The organism is Falsiroseomonas sp. E2-1-a20 (assembly GCF_051433195.1).
Lineage (GTDB): Bacteria > Pseudomonadota > Alphaproteobacteria > Acetobacterales > Acetobacteraceae > Falsiroseomonas.
This window is the reverse complement of the sequence record NZ_JBHMFT010000043.1, coordinates 1-26,333: the sequence shown is the minus strand read 5'-3', so window position 1 is coordinate 26,333 and position 26,333 is coordinate 1. Positions and strand designations below refer to the sequence as shown.

Here is a 26,333-nt window from a genome sequence, read left to right as displayed (position 1 = left end):
TTATGCTGCCCCACCTGCCGCCCGCACGAGAACTCATTGGCGACCGCGGCTATGACAGCGGGCGTTTCCGCGCCGCCCTGCAGGACAAGGGCATCACCCCCTGCATTCCGTCTACGCGCCGCCGGAAGGTGCCAATCCCGCACGACCCCACGCTCTACCGCCAGCGCCACCGCGTCGAGAACATGTTCGGCAGGCTCAAGGACTGGCGTCGCATCGCCATGCGCTACGACCGCTGCGCCCACACCTTCTTCAGCGCCATCACCCTCGCCGCCACCGTCACCTTTTGGCTCGGGCAATGAGTCCTGACCCTAGGGAAAGCACATGAACATCGGCGAGGCAGACAGCCACAGAGGTAGCCGCGATGACGGATGCGCAGAACGTGGATCCGTCAAACTTTCAAGATGATCTCGATTAAGACTTGGCCCGTTTTCCTGCTCGCACTGGGCTGCGTTTCCGCGCTCGCCGCAGACGCCAGGGTGCGCCGGATCGCCTTCACCACCGCATCGCCAGTGTCCATCTCGAAGACCATCAGCGCGCCGCTGACGAAAGCGTGGTGGCCAGTATGGCCGTCACTAAAACCATCGCCGGATCAACGATACGCTCATCGCACGGCTTCGCGCGGCGCCGATGCTTTACCTGGTGGATGCGCGAGCCAGAGCGAAAAGCAGCGTCGCGGTGCGAATCAATGCAGACCTGGCGGAGGGAGAGGAACCGGGATCGAACGCTCTCTGAGCGTGGAGGTAGGCGACCGTTGAAGCAGGCGGCGGTCCCTAGCCGCAGCGGAGTGGGAGTGTCCGGGGAGATGGTGGAAAATCCGGCGTTGGCCGGGGTGTAGGTTGGGGTGGCCACCGGACCTGGCGGCTAGGGTCGGGTTGCTAAGCTCCCACACACCCCTTTCCATTGCGCTGTTGCGCAGGGTCGTTGTGCCATCTTTTAACGGCGCCCGCGTTGCATGACCGCCTGTCAGCAAGCCAGCCCGTCAGGCAAATGACGACCTGCAAATGGGACCTTCGCATCGAGAAGCAGCGCATGCGCGGGATGGTGCTCACGCCCATCCTCTGTCACCCAGACAGGCTTGGCAAAATGCGCCAGGTCGATCAACTGTTCGTTGACTTGGAAAACCAAACCCTTGCCCGCGGCGGCCAGGAAGCGCAGGCCCGGGACCGGATTGAGCCCGGGCAGCACCGGCCAGGTCGGCAGCTTCAACTGGTGCGAGACGTCGTAATGGACGATCGCGCCATCGACCTTGGCGACGAACCAGCAATGCATCCCTGGCGCGTAGTCGCTGCCGGCCTTGAACCAGAAGCCGGCCGTGTAGGCCGCGGTGATGCCTGCGGCGAGGCACGCGGCAACGCAGTAGCCATGCATGTCAAGGCAATGCCCGCGCGTCGGCCCGGTGAGCAGCGGCACCGTCTTGCGCTCCTCCATCAGGCTTCCCGGGCCGTGCCCATACCAGAAATGGTCCGCTGCGTGATCGACGATCCGCCGCAGCGCCTCGGCCTCGTCGGCTGCCCCGCGGACCAGCGCAGCGACGAAGCTCCGCAGCTCGTCCGAGGCCACGACGTAGCGCGTCGCCGGCGGCGTCCAGATCCAGCCGGGCGGGTCGCCGGCGAAGGCTTCCATGCGGTACCGCAGCACGGGCCGGATCGGCGCCGCGGTCGGGCGGATCAGATAGGCCTCCTGCGCCGAATTGGTGGCCTTCAGCGTGTCCAGGACCTCGCCATGCTCCACCTCGAAGCTGTCGAGGCGGAAGCCGAAGGCGTCCGGAAAGCGGGGGGCCAGCAGCAGCGGCGCTCCAGGCGGAACCGGATCGGTGAGGTCGAGGGTGACGGTGGGCAAGGCGAGAACTCCTTCGTTTCAGGTACCCGCCGTCGCGAGCAATGGCGGGGCGGCAACTGCGCGCGCAAGACGGCGTGGCATGGCGGCGACCAAGGCCTGCGCATAAGCGGTGACAGGTCGTTGCAGAACGTCATCAGCCGCGCCGATCTCGACCACGCGCCCCTCCTTCATCACCGCGATCCGCTCCGAGACGGCGCCGACGGCTTCGAGGTCGTGGCCGATGAACAGTAGCGCGAGGCCGCGTTCGCGCCGGATACGGCCCAGCAGATCCAGCACCTGTGCCTGCACCGTCATGTCGAGCGCCGAGACCGGCTCGTCGCAGACCAGCAGCCGCGGATCGACGGCCAGGGCGCGGGCGATGGCGACCCGCTGCCGCTGCCCGCCGGAGAGCTGGTGCGGATAGCGGTCCAGATGCAGCGCCGAGAGCCCAACCTCCTCCAGCAGCCGCTGCGCGCGGGCGCTGCGCTGCGTCGGTGGGGCCAGCGCATGGACCGCCAGCGGCTCGGCCAGGATCTGCGCAATGGTCAGGCGCGGGTTCAGGCTGCCGGCGGCGTCCTGGAACACCATTTGCACGGCGCGGGCCATCGCCCTGCGGCCGCTGGATTCGGCCGGGTCATGGCCGAAGACGCGGATCGTGCCGGATGCGGGCGCCACCAGCCCGACCGCCGCGCGTGCGATCGTGCTCTTGCCCGAACCGCTCTCGCCGACCAGGCCCAGCGCCTCCCCCGGCGCAATGCTGAACGAGACGCCATCCACGGCGCGCAGCTTCGCGCCCCCCACGCGATGCGGTCGGAAAACCACGGCGAGGTCGCGGACGGCAAGCGCCGGCACCGCCGCCGCATCGACGGCGCTGGCACGCTTGATGGCCCTGGGGCGGCTGGCCAGCAGTGCCGCAGTGCAGGAGTGGGACGGCGCGGCGAAGACCTGCGCCGTCGGCCCGGCCTCCACCACCCGGCCGTGCTGCATCACCGCAACCTGCTGGGCGATGCCCTCGACCACCGCCAGGTCGTGCGAGACGAACAGCATGGCGAGCCCGCGCCGCGCCTGCAGCGCAACCAGCAGCGCCAGGATCTGCGCCTGCACCGTCGTGTCCAGCGCGGTGGTCGGTTCATCGGCGATCAAAAGCGCCGGGTCGGCGGCCAGGGCCATGGCGATCATCACGCGCTGTTGCTGCCCTCCGGAAAGCTGGTGCGGGAAGGCCGCCGCCTTGCTGTGCGGCTCGGGCAGGCCGACCTCGGCCAGGGCATTGAGGACGCGGCGCGCGATCTCGGCCTTCGGCAGGCGGCGATGGGCGGCGATGGCCTCGGCGACCTGCGTGCCGATCCGCATGGAGGGGTTGAGGCTGCCCATCGCCTCCTGGAAGACCATGCCGATGCGTGCGCCCCGCAGTGCGCGCCAGACGCGCTCCGGTGCGCCCAGCATCTCCACGCCGTCGATCCTGAGGCTGCCCGACAGCCGCGCCGCGGGCGGCTCCAGCCCGGCGATGCCGAGCGCGGTCAGCGACTTGCCGGAGCCGCTCTCGCCCACCAGCGCCAGGGTCGCACCAGGGTGCAGCGTCAGCGAAACGCCGTCCACCGCGGTCATATCGCCAAAGCAAACCTGGTAGTCGCGCAGCTCCACCAGCGGGATCGCGTTCATCGGCGCAGCCTCGGGTCGAGGCTGCGCTGGGCCACGTCGGACAGCCAGTTCACCACCACCACGCCAGCCGCGAAGACCAGCACCACGGCCTGGATCACCGGATAGTCGCGGCCCGAGATCGCCTGGTAGGCCAGCGTGCCGAGGCCCGGCAGGCCGAACAGAACCTCCATGGTCAGGGCGCCGCCGATCATGCCGGCCAGGATCAGCCCGCCCAGTGCGACCACCGTGGTCAGAGCATTGGGCAGCAGGTGGCGCAGCACGATGCGCGCCGGCGACAGCCCCTTGGCGCGCGCGGTGCGGATGTGACTGGCCGTCCTGGTCTCCTTCAAATCCTCATGCAGCGGCTTCGCGACCTGTCCTGCAATGTCGACCGCGAGGATCAGCACCGGCGAAAGCCACTGTCCGATCACCGGCAGCCAGCCGAGCCAGACCGAAAAGACCAGGATGGCGGCGAGCCCGACGCAGAAGGTGGGCAATGCGATCGACCAGAGGTTCAGCCCCTCCACCAGGGTGGGAAGCGCCGAGCGTGGCCAAAGCGCCGCCGCGGTCGCCATCCCGATGCCGAGCGCGAGCCCCGCGGTGAGCGCCAGCGCCGCCAGGCCGAGCGTGGTCGGCAATGCCGCCAAGATCAGCTCTGCCGCCGGGCGGTCGAAGCGCATCGAATTGCCGAAATCGCCGACCAGCGCGCGCGAAAGCCAGATGCGGAACTGCGTCAGCGCCCCGGCATCGAGGCCGAGTTCGACGCGCAACGCCGCAATCGCTTCGTCATCAAGGCTGCCTTCCAGCGCCATGGAATCCACCACGTCGCCCGGCACGATGCGGATCAGCAGGAACACCGCGATCGCAATCCCGCCCAGCAGCAGCGCCTGGCGCGCAAGGCCCAGGCCGGCCTGGAGAGCGGAGCTCATCGGCCACGCTCCCGCAGCGGGTCGAGTGCGAGGCGCAGACGGTCGCCGACCAGCGCGAAGCCGAGTGTCACGACACACAGCGCCAGGACCGGCGCCAGCACGGCATGCGGCGCGGACTCGGCGAAGCGCGAGGCGCCGGCGATCATGCGGCCCCAGCTAGGGGTCTCCGGCGAGACACCCAGGCCAAAGAAGGACAGCACGCTTTCCGTCGTGATGGCGCGTGGCATGATGATCGCAGCCTGGGTCACCAGCGCGCCAGCGATGTTGGGCAGCACATGGCGCCAGAGTGTCGCCAGCGGCGCGGCCCCCATCACCCGCGCGGCGGCGACATAGCCCGTTGCACTTTCCCGCCGCCACGCCGCGCGCGCGACCAATGCCATGTGCGGCGCGAAGGCGACGCCAAGTGCGAGGATCAGCGGCCAGATGCCGAAGCCGAGCGCCACCATCAACGTCAGCGCCAGCAAAATGGAGGGCATGGCCCGAACCATGTCGAAGGCGCCGAAGACCAGGAAGGAGGGCCAGCGGCCCAGCGCCTCCGCCGCCAGCCCCAGCCCTGCGCCGAGCAGCAGCGCGAGCACCGTCGCGCCAAGTGCCACCGCCAGCGAGATGCGCGTCCCCGCGGCGAGGCGCGCCAGCACGTCGCGGCCGAGATGGTCGCGGCCGAGCCAGTGCGCCGCATCCGGCGGCGCGTTGCGCGCCGCCAGCTCCTGCACCAGCGGGTCGTACGGCACCAAGCCCGGGCCGGCGATGGCGAACACCAGCGCAAGGCCGAGGATGGCCAGGCCGAGCGCGAAGCCGCTGATGCCGCCAGCGCGACGCGGCGCCGCCATCGCGCTGGCGGACATGCTCAGCCGCGCGCCGTCAGCGCGCCGAAGGCAAGACCGCCATCGACGCGGTGCTGGCCCCAGGTGAAGCCGGGCGAGTAGCCCGTCACGTCGCGCCGGTTCACGATCGGCTCCGGCGCATGGCCGATGACCACGGTGTAGTAGTTGTCCAGCGCGCGCTGCCAGGCGGCGAGATACAGGCGCCGGCGCTCGTCCAGATCGACGGCGGCAATGGCGCCTTGAACCAGTCGGTCGAACTCGGCGTCGCGCGTGCCGCCCCACAGGCCGACATTCGGCCCATCCGACATCAGCCGCACGAAGCGCAGGAAGATGTCCGCGCGCGGGCCGGACGCGAAGGGGGCGAGGTCCCAGTCATACTGGCCAAGCCGGCGCTGCGCGCCGATGTCGTCGAGGGCGAGATGTTCCACCTGGAAGCCAAGCTTGCGCATCGCCTGCACGGCGATCTCGGAATAGGCGTTCTGCCAGGAGACGATGCGGCAGGGCGTGTTCGCCGGGTTTACGCCGGCCTCGGCTAGCAGGGCGCGGGCACGGTCCTCGTTTGGGGCGGCGTGCACATCGGCGTCATGCATCGCCTTGTCCCAGAAGAACTGCCCGGGGGCGGCCATCTGGTTGGTGACCGTGCCAGCCTCGCCCGCCACGAAACGCATGTAGGCCGGCTTGTCGAGCATGAAGCTTACCGCCTGGCGCACGCGGATGTCGTTGAAGGGCGGGCGCGGATTGCGGTTGTTAAAGGACCAGAACCACCAGGTGGTATCCTTCATGAACTGCACTTCCAGATTTGGATCGGCGCGCACGGAGGCCAGCTTGTCATAGCCGACGCGCGCGATGTGCAGGTCACCGGCACGCAGCGGCAGCGACAGGTCGCTGTCGTCGCGGAGCGAGAATTCCACCGCTTCAGCGCGCGGCAGGCCGGGCTGCCAGTACTGCGCGAAGGCCGGCGCGTGGAAGCTGACATTTGGCTGCCAACGGCCGAAGCGGAACGGACCGGTGCCGATCGGCAGGCGGATGGTCTGCGCCCAGCCCTCGCTTTCCGGCGCCACGATCCACAACTCCGAGAGCAGGTTGAGCAGCGGGCCGTAGGGCTCCTTCATCGTCATGACGAAGGTGCGCGCATCCGGCGCTTCCAGCGAGTCGACCAGGCGCATCGGTGCGGAGAGCCAGCCGCCGCGCACCTGGTCGCGCACGCGCACCGCATTGGCGCGCACATCCTCGGCGGTCAGCAGGCGGCCATTGTGGAAGCGCACGCCCTCGCGGATCGTGAAGCTGTAGCGCTTACCGTCCGGGCTAATCTCCCAGGCGGTGGCCAGGAAGGGCTTCACCGTGCCGTCATCGGCGATCGAGGTCAGCGTCTCGACATAGACCTGCTGAACGGCGATGGAGCCGGTGTGGCGATGTGGGTCGGCGGTGTCGAGGCCGAGGAAGGCCACCTTCAGCGTGCCGGTGCGCGGCGCGGACTGCGCTGCAGCCGTTGTGGGCAGGGCCAGTGCGGCGCCGCCGAGCAGCAGGTGGCGACGCAGCAGGTTCAGCGGAACATCAGTCATCGTCGTTCTCCCCTATGGGTGTCTGGAGCGCCTTGCCGTCGCAGTTTTCACCGGGCAGACGCAGGTGCCGAAGGATGGTGGGGGCCAAGTCGATCGGGCTGCTTGGCGCATCGCGCGTCGTGCCGGCGGCGAAGCCGGCCCCTTCGATCATCAGGAAGGGCATCTGCTCGGCCTCGCCCAGCCCGCCATGCTGGCCGCAGCCCAGCCGGTCCGGCTTGGCGCCGGCGGGCCGCGCAGCGAAGGCGAGGCCGGGGATGCCGTATTCGTTCGGTGCCGGCCGCGTTGCCATCGCCACCGCGCACAGGAGGTGGTCGCGCGGCGCGTGCCCGATCTCCGCCAGCGTCGGGCCGCTGAACACGCCACCCGCCCAGGGCCGCGCCGCAAGGAAGCCGAGCACCACATTCGCATCGGCCAGGCGGTCCGGATGCAGATAGACCAGCGCCGCCGTGCCGTTCGAGACGGACAGCAGGCTTGCATCCGCCGCGTCGCGCTTCAGCCCGGCGGCGACGAACTCGGCCTCGATATCCACCACGGCCTCGACGGTCTGGTGGCCATGGTCGGAACACGCCACCAGCAGGATGTCCTCGCCCGCCTTGCGCCGCGTCGCGACGGCGGCGCGCACCTCGGCGAAGCGCGCATCGGCGGCGGCGATGGCTTCCATGGCGCGGGGCGCGCCGAGCGGCACGGCATGCTGCATCGCATCCGGCTCGCCCAGCCACAGCACGCCCAGCGCCGCCTCCCGCCCCGCCAGCGCACGGGAGAGGAAGGCCTCGGTCAGCATCGCATCGCCAGCGGCATCGAGCGTGACCGCAGCGACCGCCTCATCCCCCTCGAGGCGCCGCAGGCCGGGGCCATGCGCCCAGGCGCGATGCAGCACCCAGCCATGCCCATCGGGGTCGTGCGCGCGGGCCGCACCGGGCGAGACGTTGGAGAAAACCATCGCCTCCCGCCCGGCGCCGGCGAGGCGCTCCGCCAGGGTCGGCAGCTCCAGGGTCCGGCCGCGATGGCGGCGCAGATCATCCATGAAATCGGGGCGGCCGACATCGTGCGCGACCAGTCCACCATTTTCCATCAGGGCCACGCTGTTGCCGGCTAGGCCATGGCGGGCCGGCAGGCAGCCGGTGGCGAAGCAGGCCGAGACGACGCGGGTGGCCGATGGGAAGACTGAGCGATGCGCCGCGAAGCGCGTGGCGGCGGCGGCGAAGCTGGCCAAGGCCGGCGTGGCTTCGGTGCCGAGCATGTCGCGGCGCAGCCCATCGAGCACGACGACGATGGCGCGGCGAGTCATGGCGCTTGCGTCCCGTTCAATGCGGCATCGAAGATGTCGTAGTTGTGAGGCACCGGGTGCGCCGCCTGCCAGGCGGGATCGAGCGGCCGGGACAGCAGGAAGGGCACCGCGCGTTCGAACAGCCCGCCATGCGAGCGTAGCCGCTCGCCGGCCAACTGGCTGAGATCATGTTCCGATGCACGCGCGCCGAGCGCCACGCCGCGCGCGCCGAACACGGCGACGTCGCCCTCCATCTCCGGCACCAGGTCATAGAGCGCGCAGGCCTGCGCGCCGGTGATCGCCAGATGGATGCCGGGCACCTGCTGCAGGCAGGCGATGACGGCCTCCGGCGTCGGGCCGCCTTCCGCCAGATACACGCGCACGAAGCCGCCGAGCGCGCCGTGGTGGCGCACGAAGGGGTCCGCGATGGGGCAGATCACGCGCGCCGCCTCGATGCCGAAATGCGCCTCCAGCACATCGCCGATGAACACGATGTGCGGACTGCCATCTGGCTGCGCCATGTCCGTCATGCCGTGGTCAGCCGTCGCGGCGACCAGCGCGCCCTCCGCCATCAGCGCGCCGATGCGCTGGTCCGCGGCGCGCAGGAATTCCCGCGCCTCTGGCGCCTCCGGCGCATGGCGGTGTTGGACATAGTCGGACAGCGACAGATACAGGAAGCGGGCGCGGCCGGCCCGCAGCAGGGCCAGCCCCGCATCCAGCACGAACAAGGAAAGTTCGGCAGAGTATTGCTCCGGCACCGGCGCGCCCACCAGGCCGGGGAGGTCGGCGATGCCATGCGTCTCGAGCCGCGCCTCCGCCGCGCGTTCCGCCGAGACCGCGATGCCGTGCGCGCCGATCGGCAGGCCCTTCGCCAGGGCGCGGCGCAGCTTGTCCTTCGCGGTGACGATCGCGACCGGCACGCCGGCGTTGGCCAGCGCGGCCAGGATGGTGGGGGCGCGCAACTCGGCGTCGCCGGTGACCATCACCGTCTGGCCGGTTGCGCGATCCAGATAGGTGTTGCCGGACACGCCATGCCCCGCGGGCGGCACGCCGGTGACGAGGGAGAAGTTGTTCGGATTGGTGAAGCTTGGCATCGCCGAGACGGCCTGGCCGTGGAAGCCCTCGGCGACGCAGCGTGCGATGGCGGGAAGTTCCTCGGCAGCAAGCGAATGCTCCAGATAGGCCGGGTCCCACCCATCGAGGCAGATCACGGTGATGGCGTCGGTGGGAAGACGGTAGCTGCGCCCGTTCACCAAGATATCGCGATTCGGTGGAACTCCGCCAGCCTGCATGCCGCTCGTCGCCCTTCCGGTTCACCCGTTCGGCGCGGTGTATGTCGCAAGCTGGCTGCGTGGTCGAGTGACGAATATTCTTCAGATGCGCGCCAATATGTCGTGCAGACATGCCACTGTCACGAATGGGTCGCGGATTTATCACGATGACACGCTCCTCGCGCCTTCGCCCGCCGCTTCGCATGATCGAGGCTTTCGAGGCAGCGGCGCGCCTCGGCTCCCGCAGCGCCGCGGCGGCCGAACTGAACGTGACGCCGGGCGCTGTCCGCAAGCAGCTTCGTGCATTGGAGCAATGGCTCGGCCTGAAGCTCTTCGCCGAGGATGGGCGAGACATCACGCTCAACGAGGCCGGGCGCAGCCTCGCGCAGTCGGTCACCGCCGGCATGGCGCAGATCGGCGACGGGCTGGCGGCGCTCCGCCCACAGCAGGGCGAGCGCTCGCAGCTCAGCGTCCTTGCGCCGGCGACCTTCGCGATGAAGTGGCTCGTTCCGCGTCTGCATCTTCTGGAGCGCGTTGCACCGCAGTTGCAGGTGACGCTGCGACAAACCAACACGCATGACGATTGGCTGACGCTTCCGCACCATGTCGCGATCCGCCGGGACGGCTTCGTGCCGTCAGGCTACGAGGCGCAGTCGCTGCTGCGGGAGACCCTGTCCGCCTTCGTCGCCCCGGCACTGGTGGCGCCCGCGATGGTACCGGACCAAGTGCCGCTGCTGGAAAGCGGGACGCGATCCGGCGACCTGGACCGTTGGCTCGTCGCGGCCTCCGTGCAGCGTCTTGGCCAGCCATGCCGCCGCTTCGCGCATTTCTACATTGCCTATGAGGCGGCGCTGGCCGGAGAGGGCCTGATCGTGGCGCCGACCGTGCTGGCCTCGGCCGATGTTGCTGCGGGGCGCCTGGTGGCGCCGTGGCCGGACATCACGGTGCCAGGTGCCGCCTACAGCATCGTCATGCCCGCAACCGCCGCGATGCGGAACCGTGCGGCACCATTTCTGACCTGGCTTTACACGGAGATCGAGGCCCACGCGATTGCTTCGGCATAGTCGCCGCGTCGCTGATGCCTCGCGGACAGGCTATGGCAAGCGGAACTCGCTGCACGACCTCCGCCTTCTCTGCGGCTCGCCTGATCAAAGGTGTGCCGCATGGGAGCGATTTGAAACTGGGAAGGCGTTGAAGCAGCGGTGGACGCCGGGTTCGGGGTGTCGATCTGGACCGTTCTTTCTGGCGGTGCCCACGGCGGCGCTCGCTTCGAGATAATGCCGTAGTGCCGGATCCTGGTCACGCGGGTGGTGGCTGGGCCGATGGCAGTTCAGAGGCTGAAGGTGTTGGTTGTGTCGAGGTATTCGTGGATGTGCACCACCACGGCGTCCTCGGTGATGCGCACCAGGCCATAAACGGGCGGTTCGTGCGAACCCGGGACGTCCGGACGCACCGTCAGGTCGAGCGCCACCTGGTGGTTGGTGCCGCCGAGGGAGGAGAACGGGATGCCGCGCCAGCTTCCGGACATCGGCCGGTGCAGATGCCCGTGGAACAGGTGCCGGATGCGGTCGCGATGCGGGCGCAGCACCTCCCACAGCGCCGCGGCATCGGTCAGGGAATAGCCGTCCATGACGTGGATGCCGACATGCTGCGGCGGGTGGTGCAGCCAGAGGAAGACCGGCGACGCGTCATCCGCAAGCCGCGCCGCGAGCCAGGCGAGGCGACGCTCGCCCAGCCGTCCTGCGTGGGTGCCAGGCTCCTTCGTATCGAGCAGGAGAAAGCGGCCGACCGGCGTCTCGAACGCCGCCTGCACATGGCCATCCGGATCGGTCGGCAGATCCGGGAAAGCGGCCAGCAGAGCCGCGCGATCGTCATGGTTGCCGGGGATGAGGTGCCAGGGGCAGGGCAGCCCGGGGAGGATCTCCCGCAGCAGCGCATAGGCCTCGGGCTGACCGTCATTAGCCAGGTCGCCCGTGATGATGACCATCGCCGCCGGCGCCGCACCGCCGGCGCCATGTCGTTCGGCGATGGAGGCGACGGCCGCACGCAGCCGGGCCTCCGGGTCGAGGCCATAGAGGCGCTCGCCCGGCGGAACCAGATGCAGGTCCGTCAGATGGATGACCTGGAACGGGGACACGCGCCTGTGGCTCAGCCGCGGGTGCGGGGCAGTAGGGCCTGCACCTCGGTCACCATGCCGTCGAGTGCTGCGTCCGGCTCGGCGCGCTTGGCGACGATGGATTGCAGCCCGTCATTGATGACGTCGGTAATGCGCAGCGCGTTCTGGCCCGGGAAGGCATACCAGCCGGTCAGCACATCCTGCTGGCGGATCGTCGTCATGTAGTTCGGGTTCTCGCGATAGAAGCGGCCGAGCAGATCGTCGCGCTGCGCCGGGATGGTGGTCGCCGGCATGTAGCCGGTATGGTTCACCATCTGCGTCGCGCCGATCGGGCCGGTGGCGTATTTGATGAAGCGCCACGCGGCGGCCTGCTTCGCCGGGTCGCGCGTGAACATCACCGCGCCATTGCCGCCGGCCGGCAGCCGCGGGTTCGGGCCGGGGATCGGGAAGCGCGCCGTCTTGATGGCGAAGCGCTCACCTGCCTCGCGCGTCACGCGGGCCAGTTGCGCGGTGCTTTCCATCATGATGCCGAGACGGCCGGCGAAGAAATCCGCGAACATCACCTGCGGGCGGATGTCCGGCATCTGCGCCTCGTCCACGAAGCGGCGCAGCAGGCGGGCGGAGGTGCGGCCAGGCGCCTCGCCGAAGGCGACGCGGCTTTCATCAGCGGTCAGCATGGTGCCGCCATGCGAGAAGACCAGCGCCTGCCACGACCAGTTGCCGGTGATCGGCCAGTTGAAGAACATGCCGTTGGTGTCGGGCAGGTTCAGCGCGCGGATGCTGCGCGCCAGGGCGATCCAGCCATCCCACTCGGTCGGCAGCGCATCCGGGTTGCCGCCCGCGCGGCGGACGAGGTCCGTATTGACGTAGAGGATCGGCGTGGAGAGCGAATAGCCGATCAGGTACTGGCCGCCGGCGACCTCGCCGAGCGACCGCAGCTCAGGCGAATAGCCCTGCGCCGCCGTCTCCGGATCGTCGCGCAGGAAGGGGCGCAGATCGACGGGGATGTTCCGCTCCTGAAGCGTGCGGACGCGCGACAGGCCGTGGAAGGCGACGTCGGGCAGGTTGCGGGTGACGGCGTCGCGCAGGTTGCGCTGGAGCAGCTCCTCATAGGCGGCCTCCGGCGCTCGGTAGCTGATGCGGATGTCCGGATTGGCCCGCATGAACTCCGTGGCCAGCGCCTCCTTCAGCTCGCGGAACAGCGCGGGCGCGGAATACTGCACGGTGATCTCCGTGCCGCGCGACTGCGCGAGGACCAGGCCCGGCAGGGCGAGCGGCGCGGCGGCGGCGAGGCCGGACTGCATCAGGGTGCGACGGCTGAGGGTCATCGGAGGGCTCCTGTGGTTGGGACGGATCACTTCACGCCGGTCATCGTCACGCCCTGCACGAAGGCGCGCTGGGCGAGGAGGAAGGCGAGGACGAGGGGGGCGGTGACGACGGTCGCCGCCGCCATCAGCGGGCCGAAGGCGGTGCCCGCCTCGGCGTTGGAGAAGAAGGCGATGCCGAGCGGGGGCGTCATCAGATGCTCCTGCTGCACGGCGATGTAGGGCCAGAAGAACTCGTTCCAGTTCCAGATGAAGGACAGGCAGCCGAAGGCCGCGACGGCGGGCAGCGCCGTCGGCAGCATGATCCGCCAGACGATGGCGAGTTCCGACAGCCCGTCCATCCGCGCCGCGGCGATCAGATCGTCCGGCACGGTGCGGAAGAACTGCCGCATCATGAAGATGCCGAAGACGGAGACGGTGGAGGGCAGGATGATCGCGGCGAAGGTGTTCAGCAGGTCGAGCTGCCACATCGCGATATACAGCGGTATCGCCGGCACCTGCGGCGGGATCAGCAGCGCCAGCAGCACCAGGGCGAAGGAGGTTTCGCGCCCGCGCCAACGCAGCTTGGCCAGCGCATAGGCCATGGGCAGCGCGGTCAGCAGCTGCGCCGTGAAGATCAGGAATGTGGCGAGGAAACCGTTGAGCAGGAAGCGCGCCAGCGGCACCCGCGTGAAGGCCTCGCGGTAGTTCTCGAAGGCATACCAACGCTCCGGCAGCAGGGTGAAGACCGGCGCGAAGACCTCGCCCGGCGGCTTTAGCGAAATCGCGACCATCACGATGAAGGGCGCGAGCATGATGGCCGCACCGGCCAGCAGGATGGCATGGCGGAGGACGGCGCTAACCATAATGCGCCCTCCGGTCCAGCAGCCAGGTCTGCGCGAGCGTCAGCAGGATGGTCAGCGCCAGGAAGATCGCGGTCAGCGCAGCGCCGTAGGCGGAACGCAGATAGGTGAAGCCGTTCTCGACGATGGTGTAGAGCAGCACCTCCGTCGATTTGCTGGGGCCGCCATCCGTCAGCACCGCAACCGTGTCGAAGACCTGGAAAGACCGGATCGTGGTGATGGCGACGACGAAGACCAGCGCCGGGCCCAGCATCGGCCAGGTCACCCGCCGGAACCGCTCCCACACGCCATCGGCGCCGTCCATCGCCAGCGCCTCGTACAGGTCGCGCGGAATCGCCGTCAGCCCGGCCATGAACAGGACCATCGCAAGGCCGAGATTCTGCCAGATGCCGATGGCGGCCAGCGCCAGCAGCGCAGTGTCCGGGTCGTTGAGGAAGTCGTGCTTCGGGATGCCGACCAGCGCGATCGCCTGGTTCACGAAGCCGACGCGCGGGTGGAACATGAATTCCCAGACCAGCGCCAACGCCAGCAGGGTGGAGGCGACCGGCAGGAAATAGGCGGCGCGGTAGAAGGCCCGGCCGCGCCCCGCCCCCTCGATCAGCAGCGCCGCGCCGAGGCCCAGCGCGACGGTCGCGGGGACGGAGACGCCGACATAGATCGCGGTGTTGCGGAGCGAGGTCCAGAAGACGTGGTCGGCCCAGATCTCCACGTAGTTGCCAAGGCCATGCCAGGGCATCTCCGGCTCGCCCAGGCTCCAATCCGTCAGCGACAGCAGGATGACGGCGACCGCGGGGCCGAGCAGCATCGCCCACATCAGCAGCAGGGCGGGCATGGCCAGCAGCCAGGCCGCGACCGCCTCGGCCCGCGCGCCCGGACGCGGCAGCACGCGGGGCGTGGGCGCCGCAAGGGCCAAGGGGAGCGCGGCCTCAGACAAGGGCGTGTTCCGGCAGGCGCAGCGTTGCGCGCGCGCCGTCGCGGTCGAACAGGAAGGCGCGCAGGACATCGAAGCGCAGCGCCTCGCCCGTACGGATGCGGGTGGCCTCCTCCGTCGTCACGCGCGCGATGACCGGCGCGCCGTCCGGCAGCGTCGCATAGAGCAGCGCCTCCGCGCCCAGGCGCTCGATGCGGGCGAGCGTCGCCGGGATGCCCTCGGCGGCGGGGCGCAGTGCCTCGGGGCGGATGCCCAGCGTCAGCGGCGCCGCGGCACCTGGCGCCGCGAGGAAGGGCAGCGCGATGCCGGCCACGCGCAGGCGCCCATCCGGCGGGATCGAGGCTGGCAGGGCGTTCATCGGCGGCGAGCCGACGAAGCGCGCAACCTCGAGGTTGGCCGGATCGTCGTAGAGCGATTGCGGCGGCGCCACCTGCAGCACGCGGCCGCCCTGCATGACCGCGACGCGGTCTGCCATCGCCATGGCCTCGGCCTGGTCATGGGTGACGTAGAGCACCGTGGCGCCGAGGCGGCGTTGGAGGGCGACGATTTCCGCCCGTGCCTCGCCACGCAGCCGTGCATCGAGGTTCGACAGCGGCTCGTCCATCAGGAAGGCGGCGGGCTGGCGGACCATGGCGCGAGCGAGTGCCACGCGCTGGCGCTGTCCGCCCGAGAGCTGCGCCGGCCGGCGGTGCAACAGCCCATCGAGCCCGAGGCCTGCGGCCACCCGCGCCACATCCTCCGCAATGCTGCGCTCCGCCAACCGCGCCGCGGGCAGCAGCCGGCCGAGAAGCGGCGCGCGGCCCAACGCCGAGAGGCGACGCATCCGCAAGGGCAGCCCAATATTCTCGGCGACCGTCATGTAGGGGTAGAGCGCGTAGGACTGGAAGACCATGGCGAGGTCGCGTGATTTCGGCGGCAGCGCGCCGACATCCTGGCCGCCGAGCCGCACCTCCCCGGCATCCGCGCCCTCCAGCCCCGCCAGCACCCGCAGCAGCGTCGATTTGCCGCAGCCGGAGGGGCCGAGGATCGCGAGGAACTCGCCATCGGCGGCGGAGAGCGACACGTCCTTCAGCACCTCGGTCGTCCCGAAGCGCTTGCGGATGCCGATCAGGTCCACGCTCGCCATGCGGTCCCACCCTCCGTAGACCGGCGCGGTATGCCGCAGCGGGAGGGTGCGGGGCGTGACGGGTTGATGAATTCGCTTCGACAGAACGAAAAGTAAAAATTGAGAATAGTTCAGTTAGGGCGCCGATGGCATATCGAGGCCATGCCCCGTTCCCGCACGTCGGAACCGCCCGGCCTCCTCGCCCGGCTTCGCGCCCGCCGCCCAGGCCTTCCGGCCGCGGCCGCACGCATCGCCGATGTGGTGCTCGCCGCGCCGGAGGAGGTGGTGCACCTCTCGGTCACCGAGGTGGCGGAGCGAGCGACGGCCTCGGAGGGGTCGGTTGTCGCCTTCTGCCGCAGCCTCGGGGTGCGCGGCTTCCAGCACCTCAAGATCGAGCTGGCGCGCGGCCTGGTCAGCGCGCCGGAGGTGATCGTCGAGGATCTGGAGGCCGATGACGACCCAGCGACCGTGGCGCGTAAGGTGTTCGCAGCGGCGGAGGGCGCGCTGCGCGACACGCTCGCGGCGCTCGACACCACTGCCCTGCGCCGGGCTGCCGACCTGCTGCGCGGGGCGCAGCGGGTGGAGGTGTACGGCATCGGCTCCGCCGCGCCGGTCGCGCTCGATGCGGCGACGCGGCTGATGAGCCTCGGCCTCGACGCCCGCGCGGCGACGGACAGCCATGTGCAGGCGATTGCCGCCGCCTCGGCCGGGCCGCATGTGGCGGTGCTGACCGTCTCACACTCCGGCAGCACCCAGGAGACGGTGCTGGCGACGCGGCTGGCGCGGGAGGCCGGGGCGCGGACCGTGGTGCTGACGAATGTCGGGCGTTCGCCGATCCTGCGGCACGCCGAGGTCGTGCTGCACACCAAGGCGCGGGAGACGCGGCTGCGGACCGAAGCGATGACGAGCCGCATCGCGCAGCTCGCGGTGATCGATGCGCTGGTGGCTGTGGTGGCGCTGGCCGATCTGCCGTCTGCGGTGGGTAGCCTGCGCCGGGCCGGCGAGGTGCTGGCCCTGAAGCGCTACTGAAAGTGGCGGCCGGCGGGTGGCTTGCAGGCCAGCCTGTCCGAAGTCCTAGCGTCTTATCAGCGTCCCGACGGTCCTGCGGCCGAGCCGGCGCTGGCTGGTCGCGCGCTTCCCTGTCCCCCGGAGTCGATTTCCAAGGCGACCGGGGGGTGGGGGTCTGATTTCAAAACTCCCCCTCGGAGGGGAGACCTGGTCAGTGGCCTCTGCACCTAGCCCGGAGCCGCGGTGGCCGTTTGAGAGTCGGCAACATCGCTTGCAGAACGCGCTTGGCTTCCATCGCCTTCAGAGCGAAGCGTTGGTCACGCCTCGGCCGGGTTCATCTCGGCGGGGCGCCTGGTGGTAGGGCCCGATCCTCGGCGCCCGATGCGGGAGACCACCACCATGACGCTGACCCACACCCAGTCGCTGATCCTGCGCGAGGCAGCGCAGCACGAGGCGGGGCTCGCCCCGCTGCCGAAGATCCCCGCGGCAGCGCGCAACGGCGTGTTCCGCAGCATGCTGAAGGGTTGCCTGCTGGCCGAGGTGCCGGCGCCACCGGAGCATGCCGGTCGCAGCTGGCGCCAGGACGACAAGGGCGGCTGGGTCTCGCTGCGGATCACTGACGATGGCCTGGCCGCCATCGGCCTAAAGCCGGCGCCGACGGCGACTGACGCTCGGCTGGAGGCAGCCGCGCCGAAACTGCCTCATGGTGACACCGAACGGGCTGATGTCCCCGACAGCGGGTGCCTGGCCCCACAGGCGGCCTCAGCGTCGCAGGGTGCGCCCGCAGGCCGGGTCAAATTGCGGACCGCCGCTGCTGCCGTGATTGCCGCCTGGGAAGCCTCCCAGCCTCTCGACGCCGCCCTGGCCTCCCTGCGCGCGATCCTCGCCGGCCGGCCGGCCCGCGCATCTCAGGCTGCAGACACCCCTCGCCAGCCGCGCGAGGGCACGAAGCAGGCCGCGGTGCTGGCCCTGCTGCGTCGGCCCGAGGGCGCCACCGTCGCGCAGATCGCCGAAGCGACCGGCTGGGCGCAGCACACGGTCCGCGGTTTCTTCGCGGTGCTCAAGAAGAAGGGCCACGCGGCCGAGGTGATGGAGCGCATCCGCCAAGTCGGCCTGAACAAGGAAGGCGCCCGCGGGTCCTACACGATCTACCGCATCGGAGGCTGAGTAGGGTGCGGCGCCTGGCGCCGCCGCAGCCACCATCTTGGCTGGTCGGGCAACATACAGGTAGCGGCCGGCGTTAAAGGTTCGTCTGCAACAGGGAAGCCGCTCGATGCCGTCCAAGAACGAAACCACTGTCAGCGTCGCGTACGGCAGTTGAGTGCCATGCGCGCCGTTCGGCTTGGCCGGGGAAGGCCCCTGCTGTTGATCCACGGCCTGGGCGGCTCATGGCGATCCTGGGGGCCAATCCTCCACGACCTTGCCCGGGAGCGAGAGGTCATCGCGGTCGATCTCCCCGGATTTGGCAAGAGCCCGCCTGTGCAGGGTGAGGTGTCCATCGACACGCTCGCCCGGGCGGTCACCGAGTTCCTCGCCGCCGAGGGCCTGACGGGGGTCGATGTCGTTGGCAGCTCGATGGGCGCGCGGCTCGTGCTGGAGCTAGCGCGGCGCGGCGTGGTGGGGTCCACCGTTTCGCTCAACCCCGGCGGCTTTTGGCAGGGATGGGAGCGCCGGTTCTTCTACACCTCGATCGCGGTGTCGATCCGGCTGGTCCGGCTGCTGCAGCCGATCATGCCGGCCATCACCGGCAGCGCGATTGGCCGGACGCTGCTGTTCCCGCAATTTTCACCGCGGCCCTGGCGGCTCTCACCGGTGGTGACACTCGAGGAGATGCGCAGCTACGCGGCCGCGCCCTCCTTCGACGAGTTGCTGCGCAGCCTCGCTTATGGACCACCCCAGGAGGGCGCGGCACCGAGATCCCTTCCCGGCAGGCTGGTGATCGGCTGGGGCCGCCAGGACCGTGTGTGCTTCCCGGTCCAGGCAGGCCGCGCTAAGGCACTGTTCCCGGATGCCCGACTTCACTGGTTCGAGGCTTGTGGGCACTTCCCGCACTGGGACAAGCCGGGCGAGACCACGGGACTGATTTTGGACAGCACCGGTTAACAATGCATCAGGCGACGCTCTGCGCGTTCCCCTGCATCCCGCGCTCCGCGGCCACATCCCGAAACACCCGATCCTCACCCGCCAGCACCGCGGCTTTGCCGGTGAGGTTTTGCCAATCACCGCGTGCCAGACCCGCCCCGACACCTCCGCGGCAATCAGCGTGGTGCCGCTCCCGAAGAAGGAATCATTGATCGCCTCGCCCGCAACGCTGTTGTTGATGATCGAGCGGCGCATGCATTCCGCGGGATTATGCGCGCTGTGCAACGTCGCCACATCCTCGTCGCTGCTGTTCAAGATGCGCAGGGCGTAGCTTGGTCGCGCGCACACTGCCAGTGACCGGTCTGGGTCTGGGGGATCCACGCGTCCAGCGGCGCTGTCGGCGGCGTGGCCCCTGCGCATGGCCAGCATCAGTTCGGCTGCCGCCCAGCCTGAGGCGCCAAGGTCGCAGACGGTGGCGAGCGCGGCCGGCATATCGAGGTCGAGGCTGGCCACCGTAGCGGTGCCGCAGGTGGTGCCCGCCGCTCAGGCCGCGGCGCCCGCGAAACGGGCGGGGGCGTGGGCGGAGTTGGGGCAGGCGAGGCCGTAGTTTCGGTCGAGTGCGACGCAGCCGCGGCAGTAGTCAGAAAGCGAGCCGAAGTGCCATTCGGCGCGAGCTCCAGCGCCACGGCAGCGACCGGACCGGTGGCTCGGTTCCAGAAGGCGGCAGCCGTCTCATCCATATCGATCAGGCGCTTGCCGGCCTCGGGCGAGCGCGGCAACGGCATGCTAGCGGCGCGTCGCGGACACCCTCCCAGGTGGTGACAGCGTGGCGGGCAATCGCCCTGCCTCGGAAGGCGGAGGCCAGGCCGCAGGTCATGTCGGGGTCGAGATTGGCGTCGGCCTCGCGCAGGGATACGAGCCGGCGCTGCGCGAGGCCTGGGCGGCGGCCATGACGGCCGTGGTCACGGGGCAAATCTCCACCCGCACACTGCGCGGCAGGTCGAGCCAGTACAGCTCGACAGGGATGTCGAGGGCCAGCATGCGGTGCTCCGTTCAGTTGCCTTTGGGTGATCCGAGGAGGGCGCAGGATGGGTGCGTCAGGCGTTGCGTGCTGCCTCAGCAGCGGAGCGCACGCGATCAGCCCATGCGCCGGAATGGAGAGTTTTGAGTCGAGCTCTACCGTGGCGATCAATTTTCGGGATTGGCTCCGCCAGTAGTGCTGCACGGCTTCGGTGCCGCTGTTCGGCAGGCGCTCGGGGCGCAGACAAAACCTCCTAGAGTGGATACATCTGCCCGGGTTGGCCGGCCGCCCTACTCGGCGGATGCGGCATCGCGCAGCGGAACCTATGGGTCGGGAGGACAGCTCCGAAATGTCGATCGCACGGAAAGCCGAGCAGCGGATACTCGCACAGGGCGAGCGGGAGGTGGTCGACCGCACCCATCACCCTGCAATTGCCAAACTGTCCCGGGAGGATCTGGCAGAGACGCGTCACCTGCTTCGCACCTTTCGCGACAAGGCGCGTGACGTCGCCCAGCAGCAACGGCGAGAGATGCGCGGCAAGGGCGAGGCCCGGGGGGTCGCCGCGGCGCGTGACAACACCGGCACCGTCACGAAGCAGCAGGTCTTCGGCCAGGCTCTGAAGCGGGTGAACTGTCAAATCGGTCGCATGGAGGCTGGCAGTTCGCCAAGCCGTGGTGCCGCAGATGGCGTGGGCACCTCCACGTGATCCGCGTCGGGACCCTTGGCGGCTAGGCTGATCTGTGCGGAGCGGTGTCTGCAACGCGCGTCGCGGCTGTCGCGCAGGAGGTCTGCATGTTTCCAATCCCGAGGGCCGTGTTCCTGACCACGGGAACCGGCGTCCATCGCAACCAACTCACCGCGTTCGAGCTCGCGTTGCGGGACGCGGACATCGAGCAGCAAAACCTTGTCTCGGTGTCGTCCATCCTGCCGCCGGGCTGCGCCCTGATCGAGCGTGACGTCGGGGTCAGCACGCTCAGCCCTGGCGAGATCACCTTCTGCGTCCTGGCTCGGGTGGAGACCGCCGAATCCGGGCGGCTGCTGCATGCCAGCATCGGCCTTGCGCGGCCGACCGACCCAGCCATGTACGGCTACATCTCGGAGCTGCACGGCTTCGGCCTGACCGGCGCCGCCAGTGGCGAACAGGCCGAGGATCTGGCCGCCAGCATGCTGGCGTCGACGCTCGGTATCGAGTTCGATCCGGACGCCGCCTGGGACGAGCGCCGGCGCATCTATGCGATGAGCGACCTCATCGTGGACAGCCTGTCGATCACGGCCGAAGCGCAGGGCCACCCGGACGGACTCTGGACCTGCGCAATCGCCGCAGCGGTCTTCCGCTTCGAGCTGCCGGCGTAGCTGCCTCGAGGGACTGGCGCTCGGACTTCGCTGGCTTGCTGGCGAGATCGTACGCTACCGTTCTCTCCCTCAGCGGCGGCCAAGGCGATCAGGCCGATCGCGGGATCGTGGCGGAGCCATACGCCGCCCCCGCCGATATTGAGAGGACAGACAACCTCACGAGGCGAACGATGAAGCCGGAAGACCAGACTCCGCCCAGCGGCCCCAAGCTCACAGCCACGCAAGCGCGGCAGGGCACCACACGGTACCCGGTGCGTTACATTCTCGCCGCCTCGCTGGTTCTCGTGGTGATCGGGCTCGTCGTTGCCTTCCTGGTCGCGTGATTGGCGCCGACGAAGCACCCTGCCTCACGGGTACCGCTGTCGCCTGATCGCTCCTGAGCGCTGTCGTCATCATGCGCCTTGCGGTGGCGTTGAAGGCGGCGCGGAAATAGAAGGTCGCCTCCACGCCCGCTCGCTACTGGCCGAGGCGCAGGCCGTCACCCGGGCTGAGCTCGCGCAAGCCGCAGCAGCGGAGGCAGCCGCACCCCGATCACCACGCTGGCCTCCACCCCAGCGGGCCCTCCGATCGGCGTCTTGGCCAGCGCCAAGTAGACTTGCAGCTTCGATTCCGCGCCGCGTTTAGCGCCACGGCGAGGCGGATGCTGACGGTGGTACTGCGGAACCAGCAAGCGGCCAGCGATTACGCGAAAGTCTGGTGAATGATGATGCGAGTCTGGGTTGGGGCAAACGCCGAGATAGATGCCCCGCCAGCTTCAAATGTCGAAGGAAGCCAAGATGGGGCACGGCCCGGCACTTCCCTCGGCGCACTCCCTCGCCAGTCGTCGCAGGGCGTCCCGGGCGCGCTGGAGGTCGGCGATCTTGCTGTCCAGCGCCTCGATGCGGGCTTTCGCAAGCTCGCGGGCACGGCTGCGGTCATCGCCGGCATCCAGGTCCAGAAGCTCGCCGATCCCCTCCAGCGTGAAGCCCGCCGCCTGCGCCTGCCTGATGAACCGTAGGCGGCGCAGATCCGCTTCGTCGTAGTGCCGGATCCCGCCTCCTCGCACGGGTGCCCGGAGCAGGTTCTTGCGCTGGTAGAAACGGATTGTCTCGACGCCCACGCTGCCGGCGGTGGCAAGCTCACCGATCGTCATGGATCCAACCATTTCGGGCATGCCGCGGGGAAGCATTTTCGCCTCTTGACTCCGTACCATGGTACGGAACCTATATTCAGGCCGACCGAATTTCAAGGAGACCAAACATGTCGGCTACAACCCTCCCTTCCGCCGCATCGAGCCGCTCTAAAATGCCGAAGAAGGCGGCCATCCACCGCATGGTGATGCCAGGGCACACCTGTCCCTATGGCCTCAAAGTCAGGGATCTGCTCGAGCGATCCGGCTACGAGGTGGAAGACCACCACCTCACCACGCGCGAACAGACCGACGCTTTCAAGGAACAGCATGACGTGGCGACGACGCCCCAGGTATTTATTGGGGCCGAGCGCGTCGGCGGCTACGACGACCTGCGCAGGTTCCTTGGGAAGTCTGTCGCGGATCCGAAGGCGACCAGCTACCGGCCGGTCGTCGCGCTGTTCGCAATGACCGCGCTGATGGCGATGGCGGCGAGCCATGCCGTGACGGGCAACCCCTTCACCATGCGCGCGGCGGAGTGGTTCATCGGCTTCTCTATGGTCGTGCTGGCGCTGCTGAAGCTCCAGAACATCGAGAGCTTCTCCACGATGTTTCTGAACTAAGACCTGCTCGCCAAGCGGTGGGTGCCCTACTCCTACATCTACCCCTTCGCGGAGGGCCTCGCAGGTGTGCTGATGGTTGCGGGGGCACTCACCTGGCTTTCGGTACCGGTCGCACTCTTCATCGGCACTATTGGCGCGGCCTCGGTGTTCAAGGCCGTCTACATCGACCGGCGCGAGCTCAAATGCGCCTGCGTCGGCGGGTCGAGCAACGTCCCCCTCGGCTTCATCTCGCTGACCGAAAACCTGATGATGATTGCCATGGCGGTGTGGATGGCGCTTGCCGCCTTCGGATTGGTGACCGGCGCGGGCCACGCGATGTAACGCGCCGCTCCGACTACCCGGCGACGGCCAACCGCTGCGGCAATGCGGTGATCAACCGGCACCGGGCGCCGGCATTGCGCTTCCAGCGCTTTCTCGCGGGGGTGCCGAACACGCGCGCGGGGGCGTTCCGCCAGTCGGCGACGGAGGTCGGGGTGGAGGGGCTGATCACCATCGCCACCTCGACCACCACCGCGACCTTCATGCCGGATTTCTGCTTGAACGGGCTGACCGACTTGACGCCGACCGACCGCGCCGTGACGCTGGCGGCGAACCGCGGGCTGGGGTGGATGCTCGACACCTCTCAGGCGAAGGAATTCGCGCTGGCCCACTGGCTGACAAGCGGCGCCGCGGGCGGGCGGTTGTTCGTGCGGGTGTTCGATGGGGCGGGGAATGTGTGGGAGGACATCGCTGGTGATGCGCTCGCGTCTATCACCACCATGCAGTGGAACGGACCGGCCAAGGGATGGAATGCCGGCGCGCCGATGGATGATGCCAACTTCAATCGGCGGCAGACCATCCGCGTCAGCACGGCGGTGGCCTATGCGCAGGTCGGGGTGATCGGCTTCGATGGGCCGATCGACCTGCAATCGCTCCGGCTCTACGGGCTGCCGGAAGCCGCGCCGGCGGTGCTGAATGGCACGCCGCTGCTGACAGGGGCGCTGTTCGGCTCAGGCCGGCGGGAGTTTGCCGCCGAGGTGTCCTGGGACCTGCCGAGCCTCGCGCCGGGGGCGACCTCACTGCTCGACGTTACCGTAAACGGAGCACGGGCGGGCGATCTGGCATCGGCGTCGCTGGTGTCGTCGACGCGGTTCATCGAACTCGATGAGGCAGTGTGGTCGAACAACACGGTGCGGGTGATGGCGCGGAACATCTCTGCGGCCAATTTCGACCTGGCGGCGGCGACGCTGTCGGTGGAGGTGACGAAGCGGCGGGTGCCGTGACGGGCTGCGATGGTCCGGGGAATGCAAGTCTCCGGACGACCCATTCACCCACAGCGATGGTGAGCAGCCACATGCCGACAACCACGATGTCAGTGGTCAACCCCGTCGGCGGTTCTCCACTGATCAGGTAGACGGGGAACATGACCGGCGCGACGGTTCCCGATCCCATGCCGATGGCATATGCGCGGATCATCCAAGCGCGGTGTCGAGGCATGGCGTGCGCCCGCGCCGCCGCCACGCCCAGCACGAGCACTGCGATCAGCGCCAGGCCAAAGACCCCGCGTGCGGCATCCAGAAGCCCGGTTGCGATGCTCTCGACCTGCAGCAGCAGCGCCAGCCCCGACAGCGCCAACCCCATTCCCGCAAGCACAAAGACCCGCCCGGTCAGGCGGTGCAGAGTGCCGAACCGGCGACGAAGGGCGCGCACAAACTGCAGCGGGCCGAGTACGCCGAACAGCACGCCCGCGAGCGCGTGAAGGGAGAAAGCGACGGGGGCGGAGGCCAGCCGCAGGCTGTCCCCAAGCAATGCACCAAGCGGGATCTGCACCACGCGGACAGCGGCCATCATCACCGGGATGAAGGTGAAGAAGGCCAGGGCCAGGACAAGCGGAACCGGTCGGGCGAAGGCGCGGATCATGGCACCTTCGCGCTTCTGGGATGACAGTTCAGCACCGCCCCGCTGCCCGCGACAACGCATTGCAAGCGCCGCCGTCGCTTCGACCACGTTGGCCTGTGGCGGCGGGCCCCTCATTGCCGCTCCCGCGCTGGCCAACAGCCATGGCGGTGCAGATGGCATCGGAATGCGGTGTCTGCCCGAAGGTCACGGCATTTTGGAGGCCGGTGGCCCCGTACAGGTAGCAGCGGTAAGCCGCCCCGTCCCGCGTGGTGACAATGTAGTTGATGCGGCCCCCGGTCTCCTCGCCGCGGTCGGAGATGGCGAATTGGCCGACTGTTCGACCGATGGCCTGAGCGGTGCGTTGCTCCAGGCCGTCCTGGCTGATGGTGGCCCCACATCCGGCCAGGAGGACAAGCCCGGCCGCGAGGGCGGCGAAGGGTCGAATGTGCATGACTGGCTCCTCTCCGGCGTTGTGACGCTGGTCACCTACTCATACAGCAATGCGCGTGGAACTAGCGAAATCCGGTCATTACGCATACAAGGATGCATGGATTGGAATGTCACGCAGCTCGACTGGAACCGCATCCGCGCCTTCCTCGCCACCGCTGAGGCGGGGTCACTCTCCGCCGCGGCGCGGGCGCTCGGCCTTACTCAGCCGACACTCGGCCGCCAGATCGCAGCGCTGGAGCGTGAGCTTGGTGTCGCCCTGTTCGAGCGGGCCGGTCGTGGCCTCGTGCTCACACCCACCGCCGGGGCGTTGCTGGAGCACGTGCGCACGATGGGGGAGGCCGCCGGCCGCTTGGCTCTGGCCGCCACCGGCCAGTCGCAGCGGATCGAAGGCCCGATTCGGATTACCGCCACCGAAGCCTGTGCGGCGCACGTCCTGTCACCCATCATTGCTCGGCTGCGCGCGGCATACCCGGGCATCACGGTGGAAATGCGCGCGACCAGTCGCACGGTCGATCTGCTGCGGCGCGAGGCCGACATCGCGATCCGCAACTTCGACCCGCGTGAGCCGGAATTGATCGCCCGCAAGGTGGGGGAGGACCGGGGTCGCCCCTACGCAACCCCGGGCTATCTCAGCAAGCTGGGCCGTCCCCGGGCCTGGGATGATCTGACGCAGGCCGAGTTCGTGGGCTTTGGCGAAACCTCTGACTTCATGGAGGGCATGCGCGCCTTTGGTCTGCATGCGACGGTGCGCCAAGTGCCGGTGCATGTGGACAGCTACCTGGTGCACTGGGAACTGGTGAAGGAGGGCGCGGGCATCGGCTTCAACACAGAGGCTGTGGGCGATGCGGAGCCACGGGTATGCCGTGTGCTGCCCGAGGCGGCGCCCATCGTCTTCCCTATCTGGCTCGTCACACATCGGGAACTGCACACCAGCCGACGCGTGCGGGTGGTCTTTGACCTGCTTAGCGATGCGCTGTCGTTGCAGCGCTGACTTGATGCGGCGCAGAGGGATGGTCATCAGGAAGCCGGCGGCCGAAAAGCGCCGCGCGCAGAGCCGGCTGAACGCTTCAGCATTCTCATAGCCGGCGCTGAGGGCGATGCTCATTTCTGGGGTATAGCCGCCGAACAAGAGTGTCGGCAGGCCATCATCCGGACTGGGGCACATCAAACCGCCCATGTGCC

At 69.0% G+C, this 26,333-nt stretch carries 27 protein-coding genes and 2 pseudogenes; 12 read left to right on the top strand and 17 right to left on the bottom strand.

The genetic code is table 11. The features are described from left to right. The coding region (locus tag ACFHPP_RS26640; RefSeq protein ID WP_437166274.1) for a transposase at nucleotides 1-299 on the top strand (299 nt) is incomplete at its 5' end. 664 nt (nucleotides 300-963) lie between these two features. On the opposite strand, the gene ACFHPP_RS26635 is transcribed toward ACFHPP_RS26640, so the two are convergent. From ACFHPP_RS26635 to phnA, 7 genes are read right to left on the bottom strand one after another with little or no spacing between them, the layout of a single operon-like run. Further along, the gene (locus ACFHPP_RS26635) at nucleotides 964-1,839 is read right to left on the bottom strand and encodes a transglutaminase domain-containing protein (RefSeq protein WP_437166273.1); all 876 of its coding nucleotides are present in this window, start codon (nucleotides 1,837-1,839) and stop codon (nucleotides 964-966) included. Between the two features lie 18 nt (nucleotides 1,840-1,857). Beyond that, nucleotides 1,858-3,477 carry a dipeptide ABC transporter ATP-binding protein gene (locus ACFHPP_RS26630; RefSeq protein ID WP_437166272.1) on the bottom strand — a complete coding sequence of 540 codons (1,620 nt, stop codon included), beginning with the start codon at nucleotides 3,475-3,477 and terminating at the stop codon, nucleotides 1,858-1,860. Continuing rightward, on the bottom strand, nucleotides 3,474-4,385 hold the full coding sequence (locus ACFHPP_RS26625) for an ABC transporter permease (RefSeq protein WP_437166271.1): 912 nt from the start codon (nucleotides 4,383-4,385) through the stop codon (nucleotides 3,474-3,476). The genes ACFHPP_RS26630 and ACFHPP_RS26625 overlap by 4 nt, the downstream gene beginning before the upstream one ends. Further along, nucleotides 4,382-5,230 carry an ABC transporter permease gene (locus ACFHPP_RS26620; RefSeq protein ID WP_437166270.1) on the bottom strand — a complete coding sequence of 283 codons (849 nt, stop codon included), beginning with the start codon at nucleotides 5,228-5,230 and terminating at the stop codon, nucleotides 4,382-4,384. The genes ACFHPP_RS26625 and ACFHPP_RS26620 overlap by 4 nt, the downstream gene beginning before the upstream one ends. Nucleotides 5,231-5,232: 2 nt before the next feature. Then, nucleotides 5,233-6,771: an ABC transporter substrate-binding protein gene (locus ACFHPP_RS26615; RefSeq protein WP_437166269.1), complete on the bottom strand. Its 1,539-nt coding sequence runs from the start codon at nucleotides 6,769-6,771 to the stop codon at nucleotides 5,233-5,235. Further along, complete coding sequence (locus ACFHPP_RS26610; RefSeq protein WP_437166268.1) at nucleotides 6,764-8,059, bottom strand: alkaline phosphatase family protein; 1,296 nt, start codon at nucleotides 8,057-8,059, stop codon at nucleotides 6,764-6,766. Before ACFHPP_RS26610 ends, ACFHPP_RS26615 begins: the two co-directional genes overlap by 8 nt. Further along, nucleotides 8,056-9,291, bottom strand: coding sequence for a phosphonoacetate hydrolase (gene phnA / locus ACFHPP_RS26605; RefSeq protein WP_437166267.1), 1,236 nt, complete (start codon nucleotides 9,289-9,291; stop codon nucleotides 8,056-8,058). Before phnA ends, ACFHPP_RS26610 begins: the two co-directional genes overlap by 4 nt. A 185-nt stretch (nucleotides 9,292-9,476) precedes the next feature. Here phnA and ACFHPP_RS26600 point away from each other — a divergent pair, with 185 nt between their 5' ends. After that, the gene (locus tag ACFHPP_RS26600; RefSeq protein ID WP_437166266.1) at nucleotides 9,477-10,373 is read left to right on the top strand and encodes a LysR substrate-binding domain-containing protein; all 897 of its coding nucleotides are present in this window, start codon (nucleotides 9,477-9,479) and stop codon (nucleotides 10,371-10,373) included. A gap of 266 nt (nucleotides 10,374-10,639) precedes the next feature. Here ACFHPP_RS26600 and ACFHPP_RS26595 read toward each other — a convergent pair whose 3' ends face one another. From ACFHPP_RS26595 to ACFHPP_RS26575, 5 genes are read right to left on the bottom strand one after another with little or no spacing between them, the layout of a single operon-like run. After that, a complete protein-coding gene (locus tag ACFHPP_RS26595; protein WP_437166265.1) occupies nucleotides 10,640-11,446 on the bottom strand; it encodes a phosphodiesterase in 807 nt (268 codons plus the stop codon). Between the two features lie 11 nt (nucleotides 11,447-11,457). Beyond that, on the bottom strand, nucleotides 11,458-12,753 hold the full coding sequence (locus tag ACFHPP_RS26590; RefSeq protein ID WP_437166264.1) for an extracellular solute-binding protein: 1,296 nt from the start codon (nucleotides 12,751-12,753) through the stop codon (nucleotides 11,458-11,460). 26 nt (nucleotides 12,754-12,779) lie between these two features. Continuing rightward, complete coding sequence (locus ACFHPP_RS26585) at nucleotides 12,780-13,595, bottom strand: carbohydrate ABC transporter permease (RefSeq protein WP_437166263.1); 816 nt, start codon at nucleotides 13,593-13,595, stop codon at nucleotides 12,780-12,782. Further along, entirely contained in the window at nucleotides 13,588-14,526 is a 939-nt protein-coding gene (locus ACFHPP_RS26580) for a carbohydrate ABC transporter permease (protein WP_437166262.1), read from the bottom strand. Before ACFHPP_RS26580 ends, ACFHPP_RS26585 begins: the two co-directional genes overlap by 8 nt. Next, entirely contained in the window at nucleotides 14,519-15,649 is a 1,131-nt protein-coding gene (locus ACFHPP_RS26575) for an ABC transporter ATP-binding protein (protein WP_437166261.1), read from the bottom strand. The genes ACFHPP_RS26580 and ACFHPP_RS26575 overlap by 8 nt, the downstream gene beginning before the upstream one ends. Nucleotides 15,650-15,790: 141 nt before the next feature. Between ACFHPP_RS26575 and ACFHPP_RS26570 the strand changes: the two genes are divergently transcribed. The 3 genes from ACFHPP_RS26570 (at nucleotide 15,791) to ACFHPP_RS26560 (ending at nucleotide 18,739) form a co-directional block, all read left to right on the top strand. Then, entirely contained in the window at nucleotides 15,791-16,657 is an 867-nt protein-coding gene (locus ACFHPP_RS26570; RefSeq protein ID WP_437166260.1) for a MurR/RpiR family transcriptional regulator, read from the top strand. A 378-nt stretch (nucleotides 16,658-17,035) separates the two neighbouring features. Beyond that, the gene (locus ACFHPP_RS26565) at nucleotides 17,036-17,803 is read left to right on the top strand and encodes a DUF3489 domain-containing protein (RefSeq protein ID WP_437166259.1); all 768 of its coding nucleotides are present in this window, start codon (nucleotides 17,036-17,038) and stop codon (nucleotides 17,801-17,803) included. A gap of 198 nt (nucleotides 17,804-18,001) precedes the next feature. Continuing rightward, nucleotides 18,002-18,739, top strand: coding sequence for an alpha/beta fold hydrolase (locus tag ACFHPP_RS26560; protein WP_437166258.1), 738 nt, complete (start codon nucleotides 18,002-18,004; stop codon nucleotides 18,737-18,739). A gap of 189 nt (nucleotides 18,740-18,928) precedes the next feature. Here ACFHPP_RS26560 and ACFHPP_RS26555 read toward each other — a convergent pair. Together ACFHPP_RS26555 and ACFHPP_RS26550 are read right to left on the bottom strand one after the other, a co-directional pair. Next, a pseudogene (locus tag ACFHPP_RS26555) lies at nucleotides 18,929-18,973 on the bottom strand (hypothetical protein); the annotation flags it as partial. Nucleotides 18,974-19,591: 618 nt separating this feature from the next. Next, nucleotides 19,592-19,759 (bottom strand): hypothetical protein, encoded by a 168-nt coding sequence (locus ACFHPP_RS26550; protein WP_437166257.1) that lies wholly within the window; start codon nucleotides 19,757-19,759, stop codon nucleotides 19,592-19,594. A gap of 329 nt (nucleotides 19,760-20,088) precedes the next feature. Here ACFHPP_RS26550 and ACFHPP_RS26545 point away from each other — a divergent pair, with 329 nt between their 5' ends. The 3 genes from ACFHPP_RS26545 to ACFHPP_RS26535 all read left to right on the top strand — a co-directional run bounded on the left by ACFHPP_RS26545 (nucleotide 20,089) and on the right by ACFHPP_RS26535 (nucleotide 21,415). Next, entirely contained in the window at nucleotides 20,089-20,445 is a 357-nt protein-coding gene (locus ACFHPP_RS26545; protein ID WP_437166256.1) for a hypothetical protein, read from the top strand. Nucleotides 20,446-20,531: 86 nt separating this feature from the next. Further along, entirely contained in the window at nucleotides 20,532-21,092 is a 561-nt protein-coding gene (locus tag ACFHPP_RS26540; protein WP_437166255.1) for a pyruvoyl-dependent arginine decarboxylase, read from the top strand. 170 nt (nucleotides 21,093-21,262) lie between these two features. Beyond that, nucleotides 21,263-21,415 (top strand): hypothetical protein, encoded by a 153-nt coding sequence (locus tag ACFHPP_RS26535; protein ID WP_437166254.1) that lies wholly within the window; start codon nucleotides 21,263-21,265, stop codon nucleotides 21,413-21,415. Between the two features lie 431 nt (nucleotides 21,416-21,846). Here the strand turns inward: ACFHPP_RS26535 and ACFHPP_RS26530 are convergent, their stop codons facing one another. Beyond that, nucleotides 21,847-22,224 carry a MerR family transcriptional regulator gene (locus ACFHPP_RS26530; RefSeq protein WP_437166253.1) on the bottom strand — a complete coding sequence of 126 codons (378 nt, stop codon included), beginning with the start codon at nucleotides 22,222-22,224 and terminating at the stop codon, nucleotides 21,847-21,849. 107 nt (nucleotides 22,225-22,331) lie between these two features. On the opposite strand from ACFHPP_RS26530, the gene ACFHPP_RS26525 reads away from it, so the two are divergent. Together ACFHPP_RS26525 and ACFHPP_RS26520 are read left to right on the top strand one after the other, a co-directional pair. After that, on the top strand, nucleotides 22,332-22,823 hold the full coding sequence (locus ACFHPP_RS26525; protein ID WP_437166252.1) for a glutaredoxin domain-containing protein: 492 nt from the start codon (nucleotides 22,332-22,334) through the stop codon (nucleotides 22,821-22,823). Between the two features lie 21 nt (nucleotides 22,824-22,844). Continuing rightward, a complete protein-coding gene (locus tag ACFHPP_RS26520) occupies nucleotides 22,845-23,144 on the top strand; it encodes a MauE/DoxX family redox-associated membrane protein (RefSeq protein WP_437166251.1) in 300 nt (99 codons plus the stop codon). 13 nt (nucleotides 23,145-23,157) lie between these two features. Here the strand turns inward: ACFHPP_RS26520 and ACFHPP_RS26515 are convergent, their stop codons facing one another. Then, entirely contained in the window at nucleotides 23,158-23,346 is a 189-nt protein-coding gene (locus tag ACFHPP_RS26515; protein WP_437166250.1) for a hypothetical protein, read from the bottom strand. A gap of 13 nt (nucleotides 23,347-23,359) precedes the next feature. Here ACFHPP_RS26515 and ACFHPP_RS26510 point away from each other — a divergent pair, with 13 nt between their 5' ends. Then, nucleotides 23,360-24,085, top strand: coding sequence for a hypothetical protein (locus tag ACFHPP_RS26510; protein ID WP_437166249.1), 726 nt, complete (start codon nucleotides 23,360-23,362; stop codon nucleotides 24,083-24,085). A gap of 97 nt (nucleotides 24,086-24,182) precedes the next feature. Here the strand turns inward: ACFHPP_RS26510 and ACFHPP_RS26505 are convergent. Next, a pseudogene (locus ACFHPP_RS26505) lies at nucleotides 24,183-24,650 on the bottom strand (DUF2306 domain-containing protein); the annotation flags it as partial. Nucleotides 24,651-25,026: 376 nt separating this feature from the next. Between ACFHPP_RS26505 and ACFHPP_RS26500 the strand changes: the two are divergent. Next, nucleotides 25,027-26,142, top strand: a complete 1,116-nt coding sequence (locus ACFHPP_RS26500) for a LysR family transcriptional regulator (protein WP_437166248.1) — start codon at nucleotides 25,027-25,029, stop codon at nucleotides 26,140-26,142. The last annotated feature ends 191 nt before the right edge of the window (nucleotides 26,143-26,333 follow it).

What these genes read in the sequence shown, in the direction of transcription:
- ACFHPP_RS26585 (WP_437166263.1), bottom strand. Translation starts at nt 13,595, where the DNA reads ATGGTTAGCGCCGTCCTCCGCCATGCCATCCTGCTGGCCGGTGCGGCC.
- ACFHPP_RS26515 (WP_437166250.1), bottom strand. Translation starts at nt 23,346, where the DNA reads ATGAAGGTCGCGGTGGTGGTCGAGGTGGCGATGGTGATCAGCCCCTCC.
- ACFHPP_RS26565 (WP_437166259.1), top strand. Translation starts at nt 17,036, where the DNA reads ATGACGCTGACCCACACCCAGTCGCTGATCCTGCGCGAGGCAGCGCAG.
- ACFHPP_RS26570 (WP_437166260.1), top strand. Translation starts at nt 15,791, where the DNA reads ATGCCCCGTTCCCGCACGTCGGAACCGCCCGGCCTCCTCGCCCGGCTT.
- ACFHPP_RS26620 (WP_437166270.1), bottom strand. Translation starts at nt 5,230, where the DNA reads ATGTCCGCCAGCGCGATGGCGGCGCCGCGTCGCGCTGGCGGCATCAGC.
- ACFHPP_RS26545 (WP_437166256.1), top strand. Translation starts at nt 20,089, where the DNA reads ATGTCGATCGCACGGAAAGCCGAGCAGCGGATACTCGCACAGGGCGAG.
- ACFHPP_RS26590 (WP_437166264.1), bottom strand. Translation starts at nt 12,753, where the DNA reads ATGACCCTCAGCCGTCGCACCCTGATGCAGTCCGGCCTCGCCGCCGCC.
- ACFHPP_RS26540 (WP_437166255.1), top strand. Translation starts at nt 20,532, where the DNA reads ATGTTTCCAATCCCGAGGGCCGTGTTCCTGACCACGGGAACCGGCGTC.
- ACFHPP_RS26525 (WP_437166252.1), top strand. Translation starts at nt 22,332, where the DNA reads ATGTCGGCTACAACCCTCCCTTCCGCCGCATCGAGCCGCTCTAAAATG.
- ACFHPP_RS26600 (WP_437166266.1), top strand. Translation starts at nt 9,477, where the DNA reads ATGACACGCTCCTCGCGCCTTCGCCCGCCGCTTCGCATGATCGAGGCT.
- ACFHPP_RS26625 (WP_437166271.1), bottom strand. Translation starts at nt 4,385, where the DNA reads ATGAGCTCCGCTCTCCAGGCCGGCCTGGGCCTTGCGCGCCAGGCGCTG.
- ACFHPP_RS26550 (WP_437166257.1), bottom strand. Translation starts at nt 19,759, where the DNA reads ATGCTGGCCCTCGACATCCCTGTCGAGCTGTACTGGCTCGACCTGCCG.
- ACFHPP_RS26610 (WP_437166268.1), bottom strand. Translation starts at nt 8,059, where the DNA reads ATGACTCGCCGCGCCATCGTCGTCGTGCTCGATGGGCTGCGCCGCGAC.
- ACFHPP_RS26530 (WP_437166253.1), bottom strand. Translation starts at nt 22,224, where the DNA reads ATGACGATCGGTGAGCTTGCCACCGCCGGCAGCGTGGGCGTCGAGACA.
- ACFHPP_RS26630 (WP_437166272.1), bottom strand. Translation starts at nt 3,477, where the DNA reads ATGAACGCGATCCCGCTGGTGGAGCTGCGCGACTACCAGGTTTGCTTT.
- ACFHPP_RS26615 (WP_437166269.1), bottom strand. Translation starts at nt 6,771, where the DNA reads ATGACTGATGTTCCGCTGAACCTGCTGCGTCGCCACCTGCTGCTCGGC.
- ACFHPP_RS26575 (WP_437166261.1), bottom strand. Translation starts at nt 15,649, where the DNA reads ATGGCGAGCGTGGACCTGATCGGCATCCGCAAGCGCTTCGGGACGACC.
- ACFHPP_RS26535 (WP_437166254.1), top strand. Translation starts at nt 21,263, where the DNA reads ATGAAGCCGGAAGACCAGACTCCGCCCAGCGGCCCCAAGCTCACAGCC.